Below are 23,859 nucleotides of genomic sequence, written 5' to 3' on the forward strand. Positions count from 1 at the left end.
GTAGTTAAGTGAAAATGTATTTCAAAATTTGCTTACAAAGAATTAAATAACTTATTGATGTTTGCCTTAGCAATCTAATTTGCTGGCTAAAAGTTTTTTCTTATAAGAAAAAAATCTTTTTCCTTATTATTAAAACTTTTATGTTTTGTCAAAAAAATTGACTTGGTTTATTCAATACACTATTCATTTATCATTGTCCAAAACCGTGACGAAGACCATCATATCATTATTTCAATTTTAAGTCAAGCACTTTTATTAAAAATATTATTATTTTATTTGTTTTATTCATACTCTTATCTTACTTAATGTTTTCAACAATTCATTATACCGGTAAACACATCATAAGTCTTAGTTATTTCTTTTATAGGAAATAGTACTTTTCTGTAACGTAAAAAAGCAGGGATTTTTTTATCCCTACTTATTTATATGGAAATCATAGAACTTCTTATTCTACTGTTACTTCTTTGCTATTTTCCCAAAGGCCATGGATATTACAGTATGATAGAGCAAAAACTGTACCTGATCTTTCTAATTTTACTTTTGTAGATCCTACAGGTTCAGTTTTTAAACCATCTTCACCATGTGCTGAAAAGTTGAATGTAGCTAATTCAACTGGAAACTTACCATCATCAGCTCTAAAATATACTTTTATCCATACAATATGATGCTCAAGCTCATTTGGATGTTTAATTTCATCACCTATAGATACTTTAATTTCTACTTCTTCTCCAGAGTTAACTTTTTCTGACACATGAATTACTGGTACATGTTTTTCACCTTTCCAGTCACCTGATTGAACTAAATTACTTAATGCCATAATTCTTCACTCCTTATTTTTTATTTAAAGTATAAATTTAATAAATATTATATAATAATTATACTCCAATGTTTTTTTTAAGTCAATTTTTTCCTTCTTATATATAAACTGCCCTTTTTGTATTTGGTCTAAAACCATTTGTTAATTTCTTAATATGGAGTCACTTTGGCTGTTGCCCATTCATTAGATTCACTTACAAAAAAACAGCTAATGACTGACATATAAAAAGGTACCTTACGGTACCAAATAACCTATATTACATTTTTTCTCTTATGGTTATATTATATTCTTACATATTATGTAATTATTATACTACTTTTGTTACTGTATAGCCTTGACTTACACACTTTTGAATATTTGATAAATAGAGTTCACCGGCTTGCGCTATGGAGCCACCAAAATAAAACTGTTGGTATATTAATTGATGTTGTTTATCATACAAGCTTTTTGTTACTCGTTTGTTTTTAGTGTTCAAAGTAATTTTTATTATATTATTTCTTTTAGCGCAACTTGTATTATATAACATACGTCACCTCCACACTTTTAACAAAACCTCTAGAAAGCAAGTTGAAAATATACTTTCTTTTAACTATATTATGTGTGATAGGGAAATATGTATTCATATTTTTCCAATTTTATTTTATAAAAGTATTTTAGTTAACGAAAATACTCATTTCAAAAAACAATAAATAGTCAGGGACAAATATATACATTTTTTGATTAATTTAGTGGTTGTTTTATGTTTTAGTCGTTATTTTATACAAAAAAATATATTTAAGTTTGTAATATTTGTGAACACTTATTATATGCCTGGTGATATAATAATAATTGTAAACCCCCCCAATACAATAGAGTATTTGCTACACCCCATAAAAACAAATACCTTCTCCTTAAAAAAAGACAGCAGATCGGTTGGCTGTCTTTTTTTTATTATTTAAAACCTGTTATATAATTTTTTAATATAGATCTTGTTCAAATTTATCCTTTATTCTTTCTGTGTCATTTTCTATCCCCAATAATAACATTAACTTTAATCTTGCTTTTTGTCCTGATAAGTTACCCCCCAGTATTACTCCCATTTTTCTTAGATAACTTCCTCCACCTTCGTATCCATAAGTATCTAAAACTCTTCCACTAGGGCATATTGAAACAATGACCACTGAAATATTATGATTAATGGCTTTTTGAATGGCCAATGCCATCTTAGGTGGTACATTACCTCTTCCCATAGCTTCTACTACAATTCCTTTATAGTTTTGTTGAATACAATAATCTATATAATCATCTTCTATTCCTGAGTAACATTTTATCAATCCAACTTTTTTTTCTATTTTGTGAGATTCAATTTTTGTTACAGTTCTTCTTGCCCTATAATAAATGACATGATCTTGATCTACGATTCCTAATGGTCCTAGTTCTAAACTTTTAAATGTATCTAAGCTTAATGTATGGGTTTTCATTACTTCATCTGGGGAGTAAATATGATCATTCATTACCACCAAAACCCCTTTATTATAAGAAGTATCATCTAACGCAGTACATATGGCTGCCGCTAAATTAGCAGGACCATCATATCCTAATTCAGAACTGTTCTTCATTGCACCTGTTACTATAACAGGTTTTTTAGTTTTTAAATACAAATCTAAAAAGTATGCTGTTTCTTCTAAAGTATCCGTCCCATGTGTTACAACGGCACCTTCTACATCATCTTTTAGCAGTATCTCTTCTATCTTATTCCCTAACTCTAACATTATATCAGGGGTTATATGAGGTCCTGGGGCCTTACTAAAATGATATGGATATATATTCGCTTTCTTATTAATGCCAGATATTTTGGATATGATTTCTTCATCTGACAAAGCTGGAATAACGGATCTTAAGTTTTCATCTACTTTCATGGAGATTGTTCCACCAGTAAAAATCAACGCAATTGTCTTCATCTTCTCTCTCCCAATAAAAATATTTGTCTTTATATATTATTAGCCAACACTTCTATTAAATACAAAAAAACCTAAGTTATCCTTAGGTTTTTTTAACATTATTATATAGATGGAGAAAATTCATTAAATAATGCTTTGAATTCAATTCCTGATATTTTTTCTTTTTCAAGGAGTACTTCTGCTGTTTTATGAAGCACTTCAATGTTTTCATTAAGGATTTTAATTGCTTTGTTATAAGAACTGTCTATTATACCTTTTATTTCACTGTCTATTAATCCAGCAATATTTTCTCCATAATTTCTTGTATGACCCCAATCTCTTCCAATAAACACTTCTTCGTTATTGTCTCCAAATTGGATTGGTCCTAATACATCAGACATACCAAATTTTGTAACCATTCCTGATGCAATTTTTGTAGCTCTTTCTATATCGTTAGAAGCGCCAGTAGTAATATCATCTAATACTAATTTTTCTGCCGCTCTACCACCTAATAAAGCAATGATTTCTTGTTCCATTTTTGTCTTAGTTTCATAATAAGTATCTTCAGCAGGTATAGACATGGTGTAACCACCAGCAAAACCTGTAGGAATAATTGATATACTATGAACTGGATCAATTTCAGATAATATTTCATGCATTATAGCATGCCCAGCCTCGTGATAAGCAGTAATTTTTTTCTCTTTTTCTGTTATTACACGACTTTTCTTCTCTGTACCGATTCCAACTTTTATAAATGCTCTATGAATATCTTCTTGCTCTATCACTTTTTTATTCTCTCTAGCTGCAAAGATTGCAGCTTCATTTAATAAGTTTTCAAGATCAGCACCTGTAAATCCTGATGTGCTTCTTGCAATAGCTCTAAAGTCTACATCATCAGATAAAGGTTTACCCTTTCCGTGTACTTTTAGTATTTCTTCACGGCCTTTTGCATCTGGGCGACCTACAACTACTTTTCTATCAAATCTACCTGGTCTAAGTAATGCAGGATCTAAAATATCTACACGGTTTGTAGCAGCCACTACGATAACCCCTTCATTAATTCCAAACCCATCCATTTCTACTAGAAGTTGGTTTAGTGTTTGTTCTCTTTCGTCATGACCTCCACCTAAACCTGCTCCTCTTTTTCTACCAACTGCATCAATCTCATCAATAAAGATGATACAAGGTGAGTTTTTCTTGGCTTGCTCAAACAAGTCCCTAACTCTTGATGCACCTACCCCAACAAACATTTCAACAAAATCAGATCCTGAAATACTAAAAAACGGAACGCCTGCTTCTCCTGCAACGGCTTTAGCAAGTAAGGTTTTACCCGTTCCTGGAGGGCCTACTAATAAAACCCCTTTTGGTATTCTAGCACCTAGTTCAACAAACTTTCTTGGGCTTTTTAAAAATTCTACTAGTTCTTCTAATTCTTCTTTTTCTTCATCTAATCCTGCTACATTTTTAAAGGTTATTGTTTTCTTGTCATCAACAACCATCTTAGCACGACTCTTACCAAAGTTCATAACTCGGCTTCCACCGCCACCACCTTGGGCTTGATTCATTATAAAGAAGAATAGAAATATTACAACCCCTAATGCAATTATAGATGGAAGTAGGGATAATAACCAATTCGGTCTAGGAACATCTAACATCTCTCTATCTATGTTATATTCTCTAACATCTAATTCCACTTGGTTTGTATTAGACACAAAAAATGTTCTGGAAGAATTGTCAATAAAATCTACTTTCACACTTCCTGTAGGCACTTCTGCATTTGGTTTTATTTGTATATATCTTATTTGATTTCCTTCTAAGTCATTTAAGAATTGCTTATATCCATAAGCATCTCCTCTTTTTTCATCAGAAGACGATAATACTACTGCAAACAGTAATACAACTAATAATAATGCATAAAAGCTAAGGCCTTTCATATTTTTTTTCAATATATCTTCCTCCTCTCGTTAAGCTAATTAATTTAAAAGATAACACAGTTTTGTAACAAGTTCAATGATTTATTGCTCAATTATTCCAACATAAGGTAAGTTTCTATACTTTTGAGCATAATCCAGTCCATAGCCTACAACAAATTTGTCAGGTATTTCAAACCCTACATAATCTACAGCTACATCTACAACTCTTGTTTCTGGTTTATCTAATAATGTACATAGCTTAATTGTGTTTGGCTTTCTTTCTTTTAATATTTGAATTAAATAACTTAATGTTCTACCAGAATCAATTATATCTTCTACAATAATAACGTCTTTCCCTTCAATAGCATCATCTAAGTCTTTAACGATTTTTACAATACCACTACTTACTTTTTCATCCCCGTAACTTGAAACAGCCATAAAGTCCATCGTTACAGGAACACTTATCTTTTTAGCTAAGTCGCACATAAATACAACCCCACCTTTTAATACACAAATAAGGTGTAATGTTCTACCTTTATACTCTTCTGATATTTCTTTTGCCATTTCTTCAATTCTTTTCGCAACTTCTTCTTCTGTAATAAGTGTGCCAATTTTTTCTACCATCTTATAAATCCTCCGTATCTGTAATTTCCACTTTTAATATCTTTTGTGTTTTTTCAGTTACTTTATACTCTTCACTAACTCTGTATCCAATAATCCATATTATATGATTACCATCCGCAATTAATAATATTTCATCTCTTTTTTCTTTTGGTATTTTATTATCAATAAAGTAATCCTTTAATTTTTTTCTACCATTTATACCTTTCAGAACAATAAAGTCACCAGTTTCTCTAGTTCTTAAACACAAAGCACTTTTTATTCTATCATAATCAAAGAATTTAGTATATGTTTTTTTAGAAGTATCTTCCTCTTTTATATGATTTATAAGGCTTGTTTTCATTTGTTTGGTTATACTTTGTATATAATAACTAGATGGTATTTTTATTATACATTTTTCTTTTTGTAAATGAGCTGGTTTTTCTTGATTATTTTTCAGAAATGAAAATTCTAATGCATCATAATGCTTTTTAACCAATAAATTATTTGGTAAATCAATCTTCTTCCCTACTTCTTTGTTTGCTAGCCCTAAAACTTGATCTATATGAATAGATTCCATATTTTTTATGGTAGATACCCTATTTATAACCTCTCTAATTAATCGTTTTTTCATAGCAATATGTTGGTCCAATAATTCATCTGTTCTTATTATAATATTATCTTCCTCTTGGGATATGATTAATTCTTTTAATAATTCATTTGTATTAATATTTAAATAATCGTCATCTTCTTTTAATAATTCAGTAGTCTGGACAATTTTATCTATTACTTTTTCATTAATATTAGCTTCAATGTATGGAATGATATTAAGACGTATTTTATTTCTTAAGTAAATGTCTTGAGAATTGGTATAATCCTCTTTATACTTTAATTGGTTTTTATTAAGATATGCAATAATATCTTCTCTTTTAAACATTAGCAAAGGCCTAATAATATTCTCTCTTTTAGGTGACATCCCTAATAATCCTTTTATCCCCGAGCCTCTTATTAGATTAATAAGAACGGTCTCCCCTTGATCATTCATATGATGACCTACAGCTATTTTTCCCTTTTTATATTGATCAAGTATTTGGTTGAATACATTATACCTAACTATTCTTCCCGCTTCTTCTTCTGATACTTTTAATCGTTTTGATTCTTCTTTTATATTAATTTTATAACTATAAAAGGGCACCTCTAATGTTCTACATAATTCCTTTACAAATTCTTCATCGGCGTCTGCATCTATCCCTCTTATGCCATGATTAATATGAGCCGCTGACAGTGTAAAGTTTATATTTCCTTGTAGTTTATGTAAGAGATGGAGCAAACAAACTGAGTCTGCTCCACCAGAAACACCAATAACAACATGGTCGTCTTCGTCTATTAAGTTCTCTTTTAGAATATATTCTAGTATTTTCTTTTCCATTTTTTGTACCTACTTATTTTTTATATCTAAAATTTTACTAAATATACAACCATTAATCAAGCTAGATTTTTAATTTGATGGCTATATCCCTTGATACACTAAATACGCCAACAGAATAATACTTACAAATAAGGAGATTCTAATAAGAACTAAATTATTTTTGCTTATTACGTATTTTCTTTTTATATGTTGCTTTTGATATTTCTCTAGTATCTTCTCTGCTTCTTTTATTATATTATTATTTGTGTTATCCATTCTTCCTCCATTATTTCTTCCATATTCTACTTACTAGAACAGTCATATCATCTTGAACCTTATTACCATATTTGTTTTTAGCTCTTTCTAGAATATATTCAGCTATTTCTTGAGGATTTTTGCTGTTGATTTCTTGTAAAATTTCTTCAATCCAGTATTCCTTTTCAATCATCTCACTATCCGCATCTACTATACCATCTGTTACCATTATAAGAAAATCACCTTCGTAAAGCTTTTTAGTAGTTGTATCAAAGTCTACTGTATTTAAAACACCTACTGGTAGGGATGTGGATTTTATGATTTCTACACTGTCTTTTCGCTTTATAAAAGTTGGACCTGCGCCGATTTTTATAAATTCACATATACCTGTATGCAAATCTACAACACTCATATCTAATGTTGAAAAGGAATGTTCATTTGATTTTAACACAAGGACTGAGTTAATCATTTTAATTGCTGTTTTTTTATCAAATCCCGCTTCCATAAATTGCTCTAAAAGTTCTATTACTGCTTCGCTTTCTCTACAAGCCTTTAAGCCTGTTCCCATTCCGTCTGATAAAGACAATATGGTTTGTCCATTTTGAAGTTCTAAGAAAGAAAAGTTATCTCCTGAAACCTTTTCCCCTTCTTTTGTTGCTCTTGCCAATCCTTGTATGGTTCTAAACAGCTTTTCTTCATTAAATTTTAAGGTTACATACTCTTTATCTACTGTGTATTTACTGCTTTCGTCCAGTCTCATTTTCTTTTTCATCACTTTGCTTACTACAGGCAAAAATTCTTTTGACCCAATGGCTTGATTACTAGATCTTAATGTTATATAAACCTCTTTTTTATTCTGCTTTTCCACAACAATTATACTTTTTATGATTACTGGATATTTTTTTAATTCTATTTCTAAATCTTTTTCTAACCTTTTCTCACTATTTATATTGGCATATAATTCTTCTGCAAAATTATCAATAATATTGGATACCCCAATTAATTGTTCTGAAACCAATTCTCTACTTTCTATGATTCTATTATGCCAAGATAAATTGATTTTAAATAATTCAAATAGTCTATTGGTTGTTATTATAAATTCATCTAATTTTATACATTTATTGTAAAAATCATCAGGTATATCATTTTTTTGTATTCTACCTTTTTTTTCAGCAGCACCTAGAATACTAAAGGCTGCTTTGTAAGTGTCATAAAATTCTTTTTGCCAACATAGAGAACACATACTACAATTTTTGCACACTTTTTCAGCTACCTCATCAAAAATTTGATTAACTTCTTGTTGTGTTAGACCAGATCTTTTATCTGAAATGGAAGTAAATGTTTCAGCTAATTTTTGAAAAGACTCTGAAAAGATATTTAATCTTTCTTTTATTAAACTTTGAAATCTATTTTTATAATATTCATTGCTAATGATGACCTTTTCTTTTTCTGCACCTATTCTTGTGATCCATTGCTTTGGCATAAACAAAAATATAGCTATACTAATTATTAATGCTCTTGTTATATCATAACCTAACAATTCAGGTGTATAGTAATATCCTAGGAGTATTGTTCCTAATGTTAATCCAATAGCGCTACCTATTCTACCCACTTCTCTAAACAATCCTGATAATAATCCAATGATTCCTAAAGCACCTACCATTAAAGGAGACATCAAACCTATAGTAACCAAAACTGTTCCAATTAACAAACCAACAACAGCACCTATTCCAACACCAAAAGAGTAGGCAAAATATAATATACTTGAGAATATAGCAATCTCTGTAACAGAGTAATTTAATATTTCTATATTCATTAATCCTATAATAATTGTAGTTACCAATATTCCAAAACTAATTATTTGCTCGTTGGTTAATGGCATCTTTCTTTCATTACTTAACATATAGGATACACTTTTAAAATATATAAGTCCAAATGTTATAACTATAATACTTTCTAATATAGCAAGGGTGGTAAAATACCCTAAATTACCTTGTAAAAAAACAAAGGCATAATTAATAACAAATGTACTAACCGCAGATACACATGTACTAACAATTAAAGTAACCTTTTTACCTCTTACCTCCAAGTAGGTGTTAAAAGTGATCATTAGCATAATGATAAGAAAGTATTTTACAAAGTCCAATATAGGCAATATGGTTGCAAATCCAATTACCGTACTAAGAAAAATCCACATACGACTTGATTTGTCTAAGTACACCACTGAATAATAGGCTATTGCAATGGGATTTAATTGATAGAAAGATATTCTGCTTAATACAAACCCTACTAAACTCACAAGTATTCTTTTAAAGTGCACCTTCAGTAATTTTCTCCATAAGCCATCATCAATACTTTTACTTTTTGGGTCAAGCTTTTTTTCTAATACAACTTCTTCTAAATGTTGCATCGTATACCTCCTCATTATATATATTTATTTAATACAAATATTTTTTACTCAGACAAGTCAGTATTATATATGAGGTCAATAAAAATCTTTGTCAAAAGTTGAATATTTTTCTAATAAATTTTAGACATATTTTTTTCCTTTAGATTCATAAATGAATTATAGATGACTTGATTTTAAAAGTTAATCTACAATAATAAGTGTTTATAAAATTAAATTGGTTTACATATAACCACAATATCTATATTGAATTTTTTTATCAACCACAATATATTCATTAACAATTAATGATTAAGTGTTTATATTTTGTTTTTAAGTATGTAATTTTACATTTCTGCATTTTAGTATTTTTTTGGCTAATAAAATAGAAACTTTTTTTATTTGTTAAATTACATTAAGGGTAAAGATAAGTTAGCAAATTTACTTCCAAGGATTTAATACTAGGCTTTTAACGCCCTTTATTGTATATATATGTTATTCCCTATTTTTTCCAATTCAAACATAGAAATTACTTTTTATGTTTTTACGCAACAAAAAACCCTAGAACTATGTTCTAGGGTTTTTGCAATAGCGGAGGACGGAGTCGAACCGCCGACACTACGGGTATGAACCGTATGCTCTAGCCAACTGAGCTACTCCGCCATTTTGTCTGACGAATAGTTATTATACACACTATTTTAAAGCTTGTCAACCTTTTGATGTAAGTGGTGTTGCTGATTATAGTTTGTTACTTTTGGGGCACTATCAATAACTCATTCTCTTTAATAAGCCCAAACATTTCCCTTGCTACTTCTTCTATGTAATCTGTCTTATTCATATATTCTTGTCTTTCTTTAATAAGTTCTTGTCTTTCTTGTTCACTTTCAATAATATTAAGCAATCTAGTCTCTTGGTTTTTTAGTTCTTTGTTTTCTTCATAAAGAGTTGATATTTTTATAACAATTACTGTTATCAGTACAAATAATATTACTATTATAGGCGCCGTACCTCTAGGTATTATTTTCCTTTTCATTTTATCATCCCTTTTATCTTTGGTTTATATCTTTCTTATGACCATTTTAACGGTTTTCTTTATTTTTTTCAATTGTTTTAGAATAAACTTGTATAGTTTTCTAAAAATAGAGTATACTCCTTTGAATCTTTTTAAAATAAATTTAATAACAAACACAAAAGGCTTTAGAATCAACATAATCACTTTTTTAATCATATCTATTATACTATTTATACTTTTAGATACTCCATTTACAATGTAATGGCTTGCTATTGCAAAATACAGAACCAATCCAATAAGAACACCAATAATAACATATCCTCTAATCACTCCATTATTTTGCCTAAATAGGATTACAAAAAGAAAAACGCTACTAATAATCCAAAACAAACCATCTTCTATGTTTATTAGGAAGTTAGAATGCGCTACAACCCTCCTAAAAATCCGTATAATATCATAGAATACGCCTATAGCTATGCCACTTGCTATAGTTATCATGAAGAGTTGACCTTGTACTGTTATAAACTCGCTCAATACTCTTCACCTCTATCTAAATAGTCTCCCTAGTAATGATCCTCCTGATTTGCCATAACCACTTTGATTACTGTACATAATACTTTCAATTTCTCCGTCAATATCAACTTCACCTTTTTCAACACTCAACCTATTAACATGTAGGTCTAATCCTTTAATAGATAACATTCCTAATTCTGTTTCTAACACAATCTCATCTGCATCAAATGATAATACATCAATAACACCTGTGATTATACCCGTGTTTCTATTGCTTAATGTTATCTTATGTCCTTGTTTTATGGTCTTATCTTCCATAAAAAAACCTCCTTATAATTCATATGTTTATTCATATTTCATTATATTAGAGGTTGTATCTATTTATTCTATCTTCTTGTTTAAAGAATTTTATATAATTCCTTTGCTTCGTCTTTTTTTGAAGTATCTTGAATATTAATCACTTCAACTTTTGTTGTTCTGGTTCCAAACTGTATCTCAATAATATCTCCTTCTTTTACTGTAAGAGATGGTTTTCCTATATTCCCATTCACTAGTACACGACCTGCAGAACAAGCTTCGTTTGAAACTGTTCTTCTTTTTATCAATCTAGTTACTTTTAGATATTTATCTAATCTCAATATATCCACATCCTTTTTAAAATCAATTATTGAGAGATTATTTTTTTCAAAAAAAACCTACACATCAATGTGTAGATTTTATATTTTCATTTCATTTAACTTACACTTCAGTGGGCTTAAAGCCCACTGAAGTAAGAAAAAGTACTTTATTCTTTACGACTATGTACTTCTTCTATGGTTAATTAACCATTTATTGTATCTTTTAAAGCTTTACCAGCTTTGAATCTAGGAGCTTTTGATGCAGGAATTTGCATTGGCTCTCCAGTTTGAGGGTTTCTACCTTCTCTAGCAGATCTCTCTGCTACATCAAATGTACCAAAACCAACTAATTGAACCTTTCCCCCATTAGCTAGTTCTTCACTTACTACATCAACAAAAGCTTTTAATACTTTTTCTGAGTCTTTTTTGCTCAATTCTGTTCTTGCTGCAATCGCAGTTACTAAATCAGATTTGTTCATAAAACTCCTCCTCTTTTATAAGTATAATTTTTTCATATATAAACAATCGCTTTAAACGATTATTTTACCTTTTTCCATAATGCATTCATTTCTTCTAAATTCATAGTTGAAAGTGTCTTGCCCTCTTTAAGAGCCAGATTTTCAACTCCCTCAAATCTATTTATAAACTTTTCTATGGCATTTGTCAAGGAAAATTCTGCATTTAACCTAAAAAATCTTGATAGATTGACCATTGAGAACAATAAATCTCCAAACTCTTCATCTATTTCCTTCTTTTTTCCCATTGAAACAGCTTCTTTAAACTCACTTAATTCTTCATCTACCTTACCCATAACATCCTCTATATTATCAAAGTCAAACCCCACTTTTTTGGCCTTTTTTTGCACCTTGTAGGCTCGCACTAAGGCAGGTAACGCTTTAGGGATGTTTCTTATTTCTTCAGTAGTTGTATCAGATTTTTTTTCTATTTTTTTAATATGGTCCCAACGGTCCATAACTTCTTCAGTTGTTTCCAATTGATCTTCGCCAAAAATATGAGGATGTCTTCTAATCATTTTTTCAGAAATTTTATGAATCACTTCTTCAATAGTAAAATGATTTTCTTCTGATGCTATTTGAGAATGCATCATTACTTGCAAAAATAAATCCCCTAATTCTTCACTTAGATTCTCTACATCATTATTATTAATGGCATCTATTACTTCATAACTTTCTTCTAATAGATTTTCTCTTAAGGAGTCATGGGTTTGCTCTCTATCCCAAGGACAGCCTTCTTTACTTCTTAATATCTCTATTATTTTTCTAAAGTCATTAAACGAGTATTTCTTTTTTTCTACCAGAGTCTTTTTCATTTATATTTCACCTTCTTGGTTTTTAATATATCATACTTTTATAAGATAAAAAATAGTTAATTTTTCATATTTCGACATTTTTAAATTTTTATAATATAGCAAAAAAACCGCCCTTAAAAAGGCGATTTTTTATACTTTATACTATTGCTCCATTTGTTTGCCTAAAAACCCAGCTGCAGAGAATGCTAACTTTTGTTCCGTTTCTCCCATTTTAACTTTTGGGTCTTTATTTAGTAATATAACAGCTCCTATAGCATCTCCTTCAGATATTATAGGTGTAATAACTTCAGACGTATATTCATCAAAGTCATCATCTGTAATATTTACAAATTTCTTATCATCTTTAGTTGCCATTACGGTCTCTCTCTCAGATATCACATGTTCCAATTCTTTACTAATATGCTTTTGAAATAATTCCTTTTTTCCTCCTCCAGAAACAGCAATTACCTGATCTTTATCTGAAATACATATTATATGACCAGTTGTTTGAGCTAAGGATTCTGCATATTGTTTTGCAAATGCACCTAACTCTCCTATAGGTGAGTATTTTTTTAAAATTATTTCTCCGTCTTTGTCTGTGAATATTTCTAAAGGATCACCTTCTCTAATTCTTAATGTTCTTCTTATTTCTTTAGGTATTACCACTCTTCCTAAATCATCAATTCTTCTTACAATACCTGTTGCTTTCAAGTTCCTTCCTCCTTTTGAGAAAAAAGTCTTTGCTGTCATGAATTAGTATGCTAATTTTTTCTTTTATTATTCAGCAAATATAAAAGTATTTTTTTTAACCTTAATCCCTTTCTTTTATGTGTCGCTTCTAAATTTTCTCCATAGAAAATATCATAGGATACATTATTTTGATTGGACCATAATTTGATGCTCTTAGTATAGCTCTTAATTGTGTCTTAAATACATCTTTTTGATCTAAACACAGTCGAATAGCACGATAACCTAGGAAAGAGTTCATTTCTTCGTCAAAACATAATAGGATAAATGATAATTTCATTCCCACCTTTTTCTGCTATTTTTCTATATATTTTATATTGTTCTTCTTCTGTGGGAAAATTATTACTCTGCATATAAATAAATTCTGTTCTAGGTAAACGGATTTGTTAAAAGTCTTTGTATACAATAGATATATGGATGGTTACTGTTAAAATTTTGTGACTAGGGGTGCTTATTGTTTTATCAGTAAATTAATGTGGTAAATGTTTTAGACAATAAAAAAGACATATATAATTTTTTTATATACGTCTTTTCATATTTTTTTATTTTCCTACAGTTATATTGCTCCATATATCTTCATTTATTAAAATATTATATTCTTTTTTCCATTCTTCATATTGTTTATTAAAGGCTTCATTTTTTTGCATCTGAATATTATTTTTAGTTAGGATTTCTTCTAGTTCTTTGATTTGTTCTTCAAAAAATTCAACTGCTTCTTGAGATGGTTTGATTATCTCTTCAAGTTTAATGATATGATAGCCATAAGGTGTTGCTACAATATCACTGATTTCACCAGGTTTTAGATTAAATACTGCTTCTTCAAAGGCTTCCATCATCTCACCCTTTAAAAAAGTGTATTCACCCTTGTTCTGAATGGACTCCGTATCCTGAGAATAGGATAGAACTAAGCTTTCAAATTTTTCTCCTAATCTAACTTTTTCTAATACTTCCAATGCTTTTTCATAGGCTTCTTCTTGAATTTCTAATGCTAAAGGCTCTAAATTATTGTTCCCTGATATTTCATGGGTTTTAAGTAATATATGTTTTACTCTATATTGCTCTAATGAGAAACTTGAAAAATATTTATAGTTTTCATCTTCTAATAAGTATTGTGCTATCCTTTTTTCATCAGGCTCAAAGTCTTTTGTTAAATCATTATACACTCTATTAACAAGAAGATTTTCTTTGAATACTTCTTTTACAAGACTTTCATCACCACTACCCTCTTCATAATATTCCTTTAGATATTCCAAGACAAATCTATCAATATCTTTCATTTCTTCTTCTGACAGTGATATCCCTAGTTCCCTTGCTTTATCATTTACTATTTTGATTCGAACAACATTTTCAATGGCTCTTTGTTTTGCCACTTCTTCTGCAGTCATACCATCAAAATTCGTTTCCCAAATATCTTGTCCGCCAATGGCTTCAAACTCTTGTTCAATTTCGTTCAAGTATAATAGTACTTCATCAAGCAAAACTTTTTCTTCATCTATGGTTATAACATATTGTTTGTTCGTTGTATTGGTTGAACATCCAGATATAATAATCATGGTAACGAATGCTATTATATAAACAATTTTTTTGTTCACCTGCATCCTCCTATTCTATTAAGTTTATTCTACCTCTTGCTCTTGGCAAAAGGGACTTAATTCTTTTACCTTAATTATTATTATAAAGAAGTTTAACTAATCCTTCAAATCTTTTATGTCGTGTAATACATTCTTAATCTGTCTGAAAAATTCATTTTTATTGTTTATATCTACTTTATAGGTAAAGAATGGTGCATCCTTTATTGAAAACTTTAATTTGTTATTGTATTTCTCAATTAACCCAGGTATTTTTATTGGATTTATCTTAGTCTCTTGTCTTACTTGTAACTTAATATAATCTTGTCTTTGCTCTACTGATATAATATCTGCTGAATGGGCTAATGCTTTAATTAATGCTATTTCTAACAAGTTAGAAACGGTTTTAGGGATATCTCCATATCTATCTTCTATTTCTTCCTGTATTTCAAAATAATCCTCTTCATTTTCAATAGCTGCTATCCTCTTATATATATCTAGTTTTTGTATTTCATTTTCAATATAGCTTTGAGGAATATAGGCATTGACATTCATTTCTATTGTTGTGTCAAAAGAATCTTCTTGATCATGGTTTTTCATAGTTTTTATAGCTTGTTCTAGGAGCTTACAGTACATATCATAACCTACTGCTTCCATATGACCATGTTGCTCAGATCCTAATAGGTTTCCTGCTCCTCTAATTTCTAAATCTCTCATTGCAATTTTAAATCCTGATCCAAATTCAGTAAATTCTCTAATGGCTTGCAGTCTTTTCTCAGCTGTTTCATTTAGCATTTTATTTTTCTTATAACATAAATAGGCATAGGCAACTCTATTGGATCTACCTACTCTTCCCCTTAATTGATACAACTGAGATAGTCCCATTTGGTCTGAATCGTGTATTATTATAGTGTTTACATTGGATATATCTAACCCAGTTTCAATTATTGTTGTAGAAACCAATACATCGATTTCGCCATTAATAAAGTCAAACATTATTTGCTCTAATTCTCTTTCATTCATTTGACCATGAGCAAAAGCCACTTGAGCTTCTGGTACCATTTTACTTATACGATCAGCAATTTCATCAATATCTTTTACACGATTGTAAACATAGTAAACCTGACCTTCTCTAGCAAGCTCTCTATGAATGGCTTCTCGTATCATTTCTTCATTGTATTCAAGTACATAAGTTTGTATTGGCAATCGCTCTTCTGGCGGCTCTTCTAACACACTCATATCTCTTATACCTATAAGACTCATATGCAATGTTCTTGGAATTGGCGTAGCCGTTAATGTCAATACATCAACATGTTCTTTCATTTGCTTCATCTTTTCTTTGTGCTTAACTCCAAATCTCTGCTCTTCATCAACAATTAATAAACCAAGGTCTTTGAATACTACATCCTTTGATATTATTCTATGGGTGCCTATTACAATATCAACTAATCCCTTCCGTAGTCCCTCTGTTGTTTGTTTTTGCTCCTTAGCACTTCTAAAACGGGATAACATTTCTACTTTAATAGGAAAATTCTTCATTCTTTGTACAAAATTATTATAATGTTGTTGGGCCAATATGGTTGTAGGGACTAAATACGCCACTTGTTTACCATCTTGGACAGCTTTAAATGCAGCTCTTATAGCTACTTCAGTTTTACCATATCCTACATCCCCACAAATAAGCCTATCCATTATTTTTTGACTTTCCATATCTTTTTTAGTATCTCTTATTGCATACAATTGATCTTCCGTTTCTTCAAAAGGAAACATTTCCTCAAACTCTTTTTGCCATAGAGTATCCTTAGAGTAAACATACCCTTTTTCTTCTTGGCGCTTTGCATACAACCCAATTAGATCCTTAGCCAAATCTTCAACTGCTTTTCTTACCTTTGTTTTGGTTTTAACCCATTCACTAGAGCCTAATTTATTTAATTTTGGTTTTCTGCCTTCAGCACCAATATATTTCTGAATTAAGTCCAGTTGGTTTGTAGAGACATATAAATTCCCATTATCTCTATAACTTATTTTTATATAATCTTTTGAAATACCTTCAACTTCTATTTTCTCAATGCCTTGGAATATACCAAGACCGTGATTTTCATGTACTACATAATTGCCTACAGATAAATCAGTGAATTTCTGTATTTTATTTCCCTTATATTGCTTCTTTCGTTTTTTCTCCTTTTTCTTAGAGAATACATCTGTTTCTGAAATAATGGCATAGCGAATTAATGGATATTCAAACCCTTTGTGAAGGTTACCATATCCTACGACTATATTTCCTTCAATAATTTCAGATGAAAAGTCCCTGTTATAACTGGCTCTTATGTCTCTTTCTTGCAAATCTTTAACCAATCGTTCAGCTCTTGTTTTTGAACCAGCCAATAATGCTACTTTATATTTTTTATCTTGATAAGCCTTTAAATCTTTTATTAACATCTCAAAGCTATTGTTATATGGATTAATAGACTTGACTTCTAAATTATAATGTTCTTTAATATTGATTTCTTTAATGCTCTGTGTTAGTGTACTTAAGACTATTAATGTTTTATCTTTAAGCTTATTAATAATATCTTCAAATGAATGAAGCAATTCAAGTTGTGAAGGCAATAAATACCCTTTTTCATATCTCCCCATCATACTTAATTGAAATTCCTTACTTGCAACTTCATACTTCTCTTTAACCCGTTTTGGCTCATCTATAAAATATATTGTTTCATCTTTCTGGAAGTAATCGATAATAGATGATGTTTCCTCATAAAAGAATTTAATATAACTTTCCACACCACTATAAGTTTTTAGATTTTCAAGTTTGTCATTAATCTCTGAAATGGTTTCTTTGATTTTTTCTATTTCTTCTCTTTTATCACTTTTCTTAAAGAAGTTTACCATTTCTTCTTTTTCTTTTTCTAACTTTATCAATGCATTCTTAATATTATTTTCCTTTAATACCACTTCTGTACCTGGATAAACCTTAATACTATCTATTTTTTCAATGGACCTTTGGGTTTTAATATCCATTGTACGTATAGAATCTATCTCATCATCCCATAATTCAATTCTATAGGCATTTTCTTCTGTTATTGGATAGATGTCAATGATGCCTCCACGTATTGAAAATTGACCCTTAGTCTCTACTAATTCAACTCTCTCATATCCTCTTAATACGAAATCTTCTTTTGTTTTTTCTATATTTAATATTTCACCAACTTGAAAGGTTAAGATACTTTCTTTTATGGTATCTAATGTTACCAAATGCTCTAATGCCCCATCAATAGTCATAATGATTGTTGCTTCTTCTTTTTCTATAAGCCCTTTTAATACTTCTATTCTCTGAGCAACTATATAATTGTTGTGAATATCTGCACTATAAAATATTAAGTCTTTAGCTGGGTATAAATATATGTTTTTATGAAAAAATTTCATGTCTTCATATATTTCTTTTGCCCTTAACTCATTATACGTAATAATAACTTTATTTTTTCTATATTCTCCTAATCCATAGACAACGTGGGTTTTTTGAGAGTCTATACACCCTGTGATATGGACAGGTAATTTCTTATTCTCTATATCTTTTTTTATTAAGTTAAATTCTTCTAGTTCTTTAAAAGGTTGCAACAATGTATTCATTTTATATCACTTCCTAATTTATTTCATGACAATTGGACTTTTATGGTTAAGTTAAATTCTAACAAAAACCTGAAAAGCCTATATATAGTATTATATACTATATGGATAAATATTTATAATTAAATTTTATAATATTATTTTATTAATGGATTTTTGGAGATGGGCATAAAAAAAGCTCCTTGGTTGAGAGAGGGGGGTACCAAGGAGCACGGGGCCATTTTAAGTCTTTTCAAATTAGTAATATTAAAAAACCAGCCTAAATTTTGTCAATTTAGCCTAGCACAAAAGTCTTCTTCGGCGGCTAGGCTGCCATTAATACCAATGTACAAAAGGCCCTATAGCTTTGCGTCCCTACCTTTCGATAGGTTTGCTATTATCGACAAAATATCTTATTTTCTTACAAATTAATACTAACATGATTTTTTGATTATTGCAATATATCATTGTTTTAAAGTCATTAGTACTTTAGAACTATGTGTTGTGAGAATTTTAAATAAATTTGTCTTTGATTTATGTGTTATATTTATTCATAACACTCTCTATGCCTTCTTCAATAAAGCACTCTATGGCATCACTAGATTTTTTTATAGTTTCTATTACTATATCCATCTCTTCTTTTCCGAAACGCCCTAATACATAATCTGCTAAATCCCAACCTGGTGGTTTTTCTCCTACACCAACTTTTATTCTAGGAAATTCTTGAGTGCCTAAATGTAAAATAGTGTTCTTAATACCATTATGCCCACCTGCACTACCTTTTTTTCTTATTCTTATTCTTCCTAAGTCAAGACTGGTATCATCATAAACAATTAATAAGTTTTCTATTTTAATTTTATGGAATTCCATTATTGCCCGTATACTTTCTCCACTTCTATTCATATAAGTTTGTGGTTGTGCTAGTATAACTTTTTGTCCTTTTACATGTCCCGATCCAATAATGGCTTTATGTTTGTTTTGATTTAATTTAATATTATTCTCATAGGCAAATCTTTCTATTACTTCAAAGCCAATATTATGTCTTGTAGCGGCATATTGTAACCCTGGATTGCCTAATCCAACGATTAGATACATATTTTCACGCCCTTAATAAAGTTTTCAAATTCAAAATAAAGCAGGAAAGTCAAGTACAACACCTTCCTACTTTATATATATTATCTAAATAATTCTGACATTGATTTGTTATAATGTATTCTGCTAATTGAGTTGGCAAATATTGATGCAACAGATAAAATTTTAATCTTATCTATTTGCTTTTCTTTAGAAAGAGGGATTGTGTCTAAAACCAATAGTTCTTCAATTGCTGAGTCTTGTATTCTTTCAATTGCAGGACCTGATAAAACAGGATGTGTACAGCAAGCAAAAACTGCTTTTGCACCTTTCTCCTTTAATGCATTGGCTGCATTACAGATTGTACCCGCCGTATCAATCATATCATCGATTAATATAACATTTTGACCTTCAATGTTCCCAATAATATTCATTATTTCAGATACATTTGCTTTTGGTCTTCTTTTATCTATGATTGCAATAGGTATATCTAATTTTTCAGCAAAAGCTCTTGTTCTTGTTACACTTCCAACATCTGGTGATACAACAGTTAAATTATCTAGTTGACCAGCAAATTTTTCTGAGTAGTATTTTACAATTAATGGATTGCCTAACATATGATCAACAGGAATACTAAAGAACCCTTGTATCTGAGCACAATGTAAGTCCATAGATAATACACGATCTACGCCTGCTGTTTGTAATAAATCAGCAACTAATCTAGCACTAATTGGATCTCTTGCTCTAGCTTTTCTATCTTGTCTTGCGTACCCATAGTAAGGTATAACTGCTGTTATTCTTCCCGCAGATGCTCTTTTTAATGCATCAATCATAATGAGTAACTCCATTAAGTTATCATTAACTGGACCACTTGTGGACTGAATAACAAATACATCTACACCACGAACAATTTCATTAATTTTTACAAATGTTTCTCCGTCGCTAAATTTTCCTACTTCTGATGATGCTACTTCTAAGCCTAATTCTGCAGCGATCACCTTTGCTAAGTCTTTGTTAGCATTTCCTGCGAATATTTTTATCTTTTCGTTACTCATTGAAGCGTTTGTCATTAGAAATCCTCCTGATTTATTTCTTATCTATTTTTTTTAACCCAATCCTTTTTATTCTCTTGGGGCACTCTTGATATCCCTAATGAGTAGGGTGGAATCTCTTTGTTAATGGTTGATCCAGCTGCAATAAACGCATTGTTTCTAATTCTTACTGGTGAAATGAGATTTGTATTGCATCCTATAAATACATTGTCCTCAATAATTGTTTGATGCTTTTTTTTGCCATCATGATTAACAGTAATTGTTCCACAACCAAAGTTTACATTCTTACCAACTAGAGCATCACCTATATATGTTAAATGAGATGCTTTAGTCCCGTCACCTATTGTTGAATTTTTAATTTCAACAAAATCACCTATTTTTACATTATTACCTAATTTTGAATTTGGTCTTAAGTATGCAAAAGGTCCAATAGAAGTGTTATTACCTACTTCACTATCTATTATTACCGTTTGTTCAATTGTACAACCATCACTAATAATAGAGTTGCTTATTCGAGTATTTAATCCAATGGTACAGTCCTCACCAATAGTAGTCTTACCTTCTATAATGGTATTTGGATAAATAATTGTATCTCTTTTAATTTTAACATCTTTACTTATATATGTAGCATTAGGATCTACTATTGTTACACCTTGTTCCATCCAGTATTCATTTATTCTAAGTTGCATAATTTTTTGAGCCTCTGCTAATTGAACTCTTGAATTAACACCTAATATTTCAGAACTTAAGTCTGTACTCATTCCATCTACTTTATAGCCTTTTTCGATGGCTGCTTTTAACGTATCTGGTAAATAGTACTCTCCTTGTGCATTATCATTTGTTAGTGTGTCTAGTGTTTCATAAAGCACCTTAGAGTTATATATATACATTCCTGAATTGATTTCATTTACTTTTCTTTCATCTTCAGTAGCATCTTTTTCCTCTACGCTTTTTACAAATGCACCATTTGAATCCCTAATGATTCTACCATATCCTTTAGGATTGTCAACCTTTGTCGTTAATACTGTTATAGAATTTTTATTATTATCATGCTTTTCAATTAAATCTTTTAGTGTATTTCCAGTAATTAAAGGTGTATCACCGAAAAGAATAAAAGTTTTGCCAGTTTTTCCAATAAATTCTTTAGCTTGCATAACTGCATGCCCTGTACCTAGTTGTTCTTTTTGAATAACAAATTCAACATTATTATTGATTTTTTCTTTTACTAATTCACTCTTATGCCCAATTACAACACAAACTTCTTCAGCACCCGCTTCAACAGCTGCTTCTATGGCATATTCTAGTAACGTCTTATCCATAATTTTATGTAAAACTTTTGGCAACTTAGATTGCATTCTCGTCCCTTGACCTGCAGCAAGTATTACAGCTTTTAACTTTTCCAATTTATAAACACCTTCCTTTATATAGTTCAATAAATATTTTACAATACATATATAATATATGCAATAAATAACACCCTATTGCATTGGAAAAATCAACACTTTTCATTCTTTTGATCCTAATTTTTCACTTTGTAGGGAATAAAAGTGTTCTATGAAATGAAAAAAGGCACTTTCCTAAGAAAGTGCCTATGTATTATTAAATAAAAGATACAGCTATTTCGTCCTCTGTCTCATCTGTTAATAATACTGTTTCATATTTTTCTAGTACACATTTTTGAATTTTTTCTCTTGTTTCAGAATTAATTGGATGAGCTATGTCTCTAAACTCTCCATCTAAAGCTTTTCTACTTGGCATTGCTATGAATAAACCTTTTTCGCCTTCAATAACTTTAATATCATGAACAACGAATTCATTATCAAATGTCACTGAAACAACTGCTTTCATTTTACCTTCTTTGTTGACTTTGCGTACTCTTACATCTGTTATTTCCATGTGTTAACCCCTTTCTGTAACTTTGTTAGTATCCTGAGAAGTAATTAGGATCTCCCCTGGAGGTTCGATTATATTTTCACAAAATAATTATAGTATACTTATTATTAAAATTCAATGGTTTTTTGAATAAAAAATTATATTTTAGCGCATACTTAAGGGGTTTTTAGATAACTTTTTATCTTTTTCGACAAATTATTTTGTTTTTAAGTTTATTTCTTCTTTAACAGTACTTTAGAACTACATTTTTTTTACTTTTTAGGGTAGACTTTTATTTCTTTTTCTTCTTCGTATACATTTTCTAACTCAACAAGGTAGTAAAAATCATCTACTAATTTTTCTTCTGGCCATTTTGTTGTCATTACTACTGCAACACCAACTACTTCCGCTTCAAACTCGTCCATTAAATCGATAACACCCCTTGCTGTTCCTCCAGCTTTCATAAAATCATCAACGAACAATATTTTAGATCCTTTAGGGATAGCTCTTTTTGCCAATGACATAGTCTTAATGGTCTTAGATGATCCTGTAATATAATTCATTTGTATGGTTGTGCCTTCAGTGAGTTTTGCTGATTTTCTAATAACTACCATTGGTTTGTTCAGAACTCTTGCTGTCATTAATGCTAATGGAATACCTTTTGTCTCAATAGTAACAACATAGTCAATTTCTTTATCAAAAAAAGGATTTGCTAAAGCTTTTCCAATTTTATGGGCCAAACTTGGGTCATAAAAAATATCGTTCATGTATACATAACCACCTGGAATAATCCTACTTTCCTCTTTTAGCCTCAAGCACAACTCTTTAGCTAAGTCATTAACTTGTTCTTCAGACATACTAGGTTTGTAAATTATGCCTCCTGACGCTCCCGCAAAAGATTCAATTTTCCCTAAATTATATTGTTTAAATAATTCAGCAATTACATCTATATCCTCACTTAAAGTGGATTTTGCGCAATTAAACTGTTCCGTAAAGAAATTTAATGTGTACAAAGTATTTGGATTCTCAGTTAATATTTTTGTAATAACACCAATTCTCATATTCTTGCTTACTTTTCCCATTCATATACCCTTTCCTTTCAATCCAGCTGATTATAAAAATGAATTATCTTCTCATTTTTCCTTTTAATTATTATACATCAATTACACGAATATTTTAAGTAGTTTTTTTCAA

Annotated in this window: 24 protein-coding genes, 1 tRNA gene and 1 riboswitch; all 25 genes read right to left on the minus strand. The window is 30.0% G+C overall.

Features of this window, described 5'->3' with window-relative positions; translation table 11 throughout:
• Positions 1-445 precede the first annotated feature (445 nt).
• Positions 446-817: a class II SORL domain-containing protein gene (locus EDC18_RS11485; protein WP_132253315.1), complete on the minus strand. Its 372-nt coding sequence runs from the start codon at positions 815-817 to the stop codon at positions 446-448.
• Between the two features lie 307 nt (positions 818-1,124).
• A complete protein-coding gene (locus EDC18_RS11490; RefSeq protein ID WP_132253317.1) occupies positions 1,125-1,343 on the minus strand; it encodes a hypothetical protein in 219 nt (72 codons plus the stop codon).
• 430 nt (positions 1,344-1,773) lie between these two features.
• A complete protein-coding gene (locus tag EDC18_RS11495) occupies positions 1,774-2,757 on the minus strand; it encodes an asparaginase (RefSeq protein ID WP_132253318.1) in 984 nt (327 codons plus the stop codon).
• A 101-nt stretch (positions 2,758-2,858) separates the two neighbouring features.
• Positions 2,859-4,670, minus strand: coding sequence for an ATP-dependent zinc metalloprotease FtsH (gene ftsH, locus EDC18_RS11500; RefSeq protein ID WP_132253479.1), 1,812 nt, complete (start codon positions 4,668-4,670; stop codon positions 2,859-2,861).
• Between the two features lie 81 nt (positions 4,671-4,751).
• Complete coding sequence (gene hpt / locus EDC18_RS11505; RefSeq protein WP_132253320.1) at positions 4,752-5,273, minus strand: hypoxanthine phosphoribosyltransferase; 522 nt, start codon at positions 5,271-5,273, stop codon at positions 4,752-4,754.
• Between the two features lies 1 nt (position 5,274).
• Complete coding sequence (gene tilS / locus EDC18_RS11510) at positions 5,275-6,678, minus strand: tRNA lysidine(34) synthetase TilS (protein WP_132253321.1); 1,404 nt, start codon at positions 6,676-6,678, stop codon at positions 5,275-5,277.
• A gap of 81 nt (positions 6,679-6,759) precedes the next feature.
• Positions 6,760-6,933: a hypothetical protein gene (locus EDC18_RS14605; protein WP_165878567.1), complete on the minus strand. Its 174-nt coding sequence runs from the start codon at positions 6,931-6,933 to the stop codon at positions 6,760-6,762.
• A 10-nt stretch (positions 6,934-6,943) separates the two neighbouring features.
• The gene (gene spoIIE / locus EDC18_RS11515; protein WP_165878568.1) at positions 6,944-9,322 is read right to left on the minus strand and encodes a stage II sporulation protein E; all 2,379 of its coding nucleotides are present in this window, start codon (positions 9,320-9,322) and stop codon (positions 6,944-6,946) included.
• Between the two features lie 565 nt (positions 9,323-9,887).
• Positions 9,888-9,961, minus strand: a tRNA-Met gene (locus tag EDC18_RS11520).
• Positions 9,962-10,046: 85 nt separating this feature from the next.
• Positions 10,047-10,331 carry an FtsB family cell division protein gene (locus EDC18_RS11525; protein ID WP_132253325.1) on the minus strand — a complete coding sequence of 95 codons (285 nt, stop codon included), beginning with the start codon at positions 10,329-10,331 and terminating at the stop codon, positions 10,047-10,049.
• Between the two features lie 24 nt (positions 10,332-10,355).
• Positions 10,356-10,844: a spore cortex biosynthesis protein YabQ gene (yabQ, locus tag EDC18_RS11530; protein WP_132253327.1), complete on the minus strand. Its 489-nt coding sequence runs from the start codon at positions 10,842-10,844 to the stop codon at positions 10,356-10,358.
• Between the two features lie 12 nt (positions 10,845-10,856).
• Entirely contained in the window at positions 10,857-11,141 is a 285-nt protein-coding gene (gene yabP / locus EDC18_RS11535; RefSeq protein ID WP_132253328.1) for a sporulation protein YabP, read from the minus strand.
• 80 nt (positions 11,142-11,221) lie between these two features.
• Complete coding sequence (locus EDC18_RS11540; protein ID WP_132253330.1) at positions 11,222-11,461, minus strand: RNA-binding S4 domain-containing protein; 240 nt, start codon at positions 11,459-11,461, stop codon at positions 11,222-11,224.
• A gap of 182 nt (positions 11,462-11,643) precedes the next feature.
• Positions 11,644-11,919 carry a non-specific DNA-binding protein Hbs gene (gene hbs / locus EDC18_RS11545; protein WP_132253332.1) on the minus strand — a complete coding sequence of 92 codons (276 nt, stop codon included), beginning with the start codon at positions 11,917-11,919 and terminating at the stop codon, positions 11,644-11,646.
• Positions 11,920-11,978: 59 nt separating this feature from the next.
• Positions 11,979-12,770, minus strand: a complete 792-nt coding sequence (gene mazG, locus EDC18_RS11550) for a nucleoside triphosphate pyrophosphohydrolase (RefSeq protein WP_132253333.1) — start codon at positions 12,768-12,770, stop codon at positions 11,979-11,981.
• A 141-nt stretch (positions 12,771-12,911) separates the two neighbouring features.
• Entirely contained in the window at positions 12,912-13,460 is a 549-nt protein-coding gene (gene spoVT, locus EDC18_RS11555; RefSeq protein WP_132253335.1) for a stage V sporulation protein T, read from the minus strand.
• 127 nt (positions 13,461-13,587) lie between these two features.
• Positions 13,588-13,776 carry a putative PEP-binding protein gene (locus EDC18_RS14995; RefSeq protein ID WP_341472731.1) on the minus strand — a complete coding sequence of 63 codons (189 nt, stop codon included), beginning with the start codon at positions 13,774-13,776 and terminating at the stop codon, positions 13,588-13,590.
• Positions 13,745-13,879 (minus strand): putative PEP-binding protein, encoded by a 135-nt coding sequence (locus tag EDC18_RS15000; protein ID WP_442929364.1) that lies wholly within the window; start codon positions 13,877-13,879, stop codon positions 13,745-13,747. The genes EDC18_RS14995 and EDC18_RS15000 overlap by 32 nt, the downstream gene beginning before the upstream one ends.
• A 159-nt stretch (positions 13,880-14,038) precedes the next feature.
• On the minus strand, positions 14,039-15,088 hold the full coding sequence (locus tag EDC18_RS11565) for a peptidylprolyl isomerase (protein ID WP_165878569.1): 1,050 nt from the start codon (positions 15,086-15,088) through the stop codon (positions 14,039-14,041).
• A gap of 96 nt (positions 15,089-15,184) precedes the next feature.
• A complete protein-coding gene (mfd, locus tag EDC18_RS11570; RefSeq protein WP_132253339.1) occupies positions 15,185-18,694 on the minus strand; it encodes a transcription-repair coupling factor in 3,510 nt (1,169 codons plus the stop codon).
• Positions 18,695-18,987: 293 nt separating this feature from the next.
• Positions 18,988-19,076, minus strand: a riboswitch (cyclic di-GMP riboswitch).
• A 128-nt stretch (positions 19,077-19,204) separates the two neighbouring features.
• Complete coding sequence (pth, locus tag EDC18_RS11575) at positions 19,205-19,765, minus strand: aminoacyl-tRNA hydrolase (protein WP_132253341.1); 561 nt, start codon at positions 19,763-19,765, stop codon at positions 19,205-19,207.
• Between the two features lie 80 nt (positions 19,766-19,845).
• Positions 19,846-20,811 carry a ribose-phosphate diphosphokinase gene (locus EDC18_RS11580; RefSeq protein ID WP_132253343.1) on the minus strand — a complete coding sequence of 322 codons (966 nt, stop codon included), beginning with the start codon at positions 20,809-20,811 and terminating at the stop codon, positions 19,846-19,848.
• 23 nt (positions 20,812-20,834) lie between these two features.
• Entirely contained in the window at positions 20,835-22,196 is a 1,362-nt protein-coding gene (gene glmU / locus EDC18_RS11585; RefSeq protein WP_132253345.1) for a bifunctional UDP-N-acetylglucosamine diphosphorylase/glucosamine-1-phosphate N-acetyltransferase GlmU, read from the minus strand.
• A 196-nt stretch (positions 22,197-22,392) separates the two neighbouring features.
• Positions 22,393-22,689, minus strand: a complete 297-nt coding sequence (gene spoVG / locus EDC18_RS11590) for a septation regulator SpoVG (protein ID WP_132253347.1) — start codon at positions 22,687-22,689, stop codon at positions 22,393-22,395.
• A 248-nt stretch (positions 22,690-22,937) separates the two neighbouring features.
• Positions 22,938-23,747 carry a pur operon repressor gene (gene purR / locus EDC18_RS11595; protein WP_132253349.1) on the minus strand — a complete coding sequence of 270 codons (810 nt, stop codon included), beginning with the start codon at positions 23,745-23,747 and terminating at the stop codon, positions 22,938-22,940.
• Between the last annotated feature and the right edge of the window lie 112 nt (positions 23,748-23,859).

The sequence above is a fragment of the Natranaerovirga pectinivora genome, assembly GCF_004342165.1.
Lineage (GTDB): Bacteria > Bacillota > Clostridia > Lachnospirales > DSM-24629 > Natranaerovirga > Natranaerovirga pectinivora.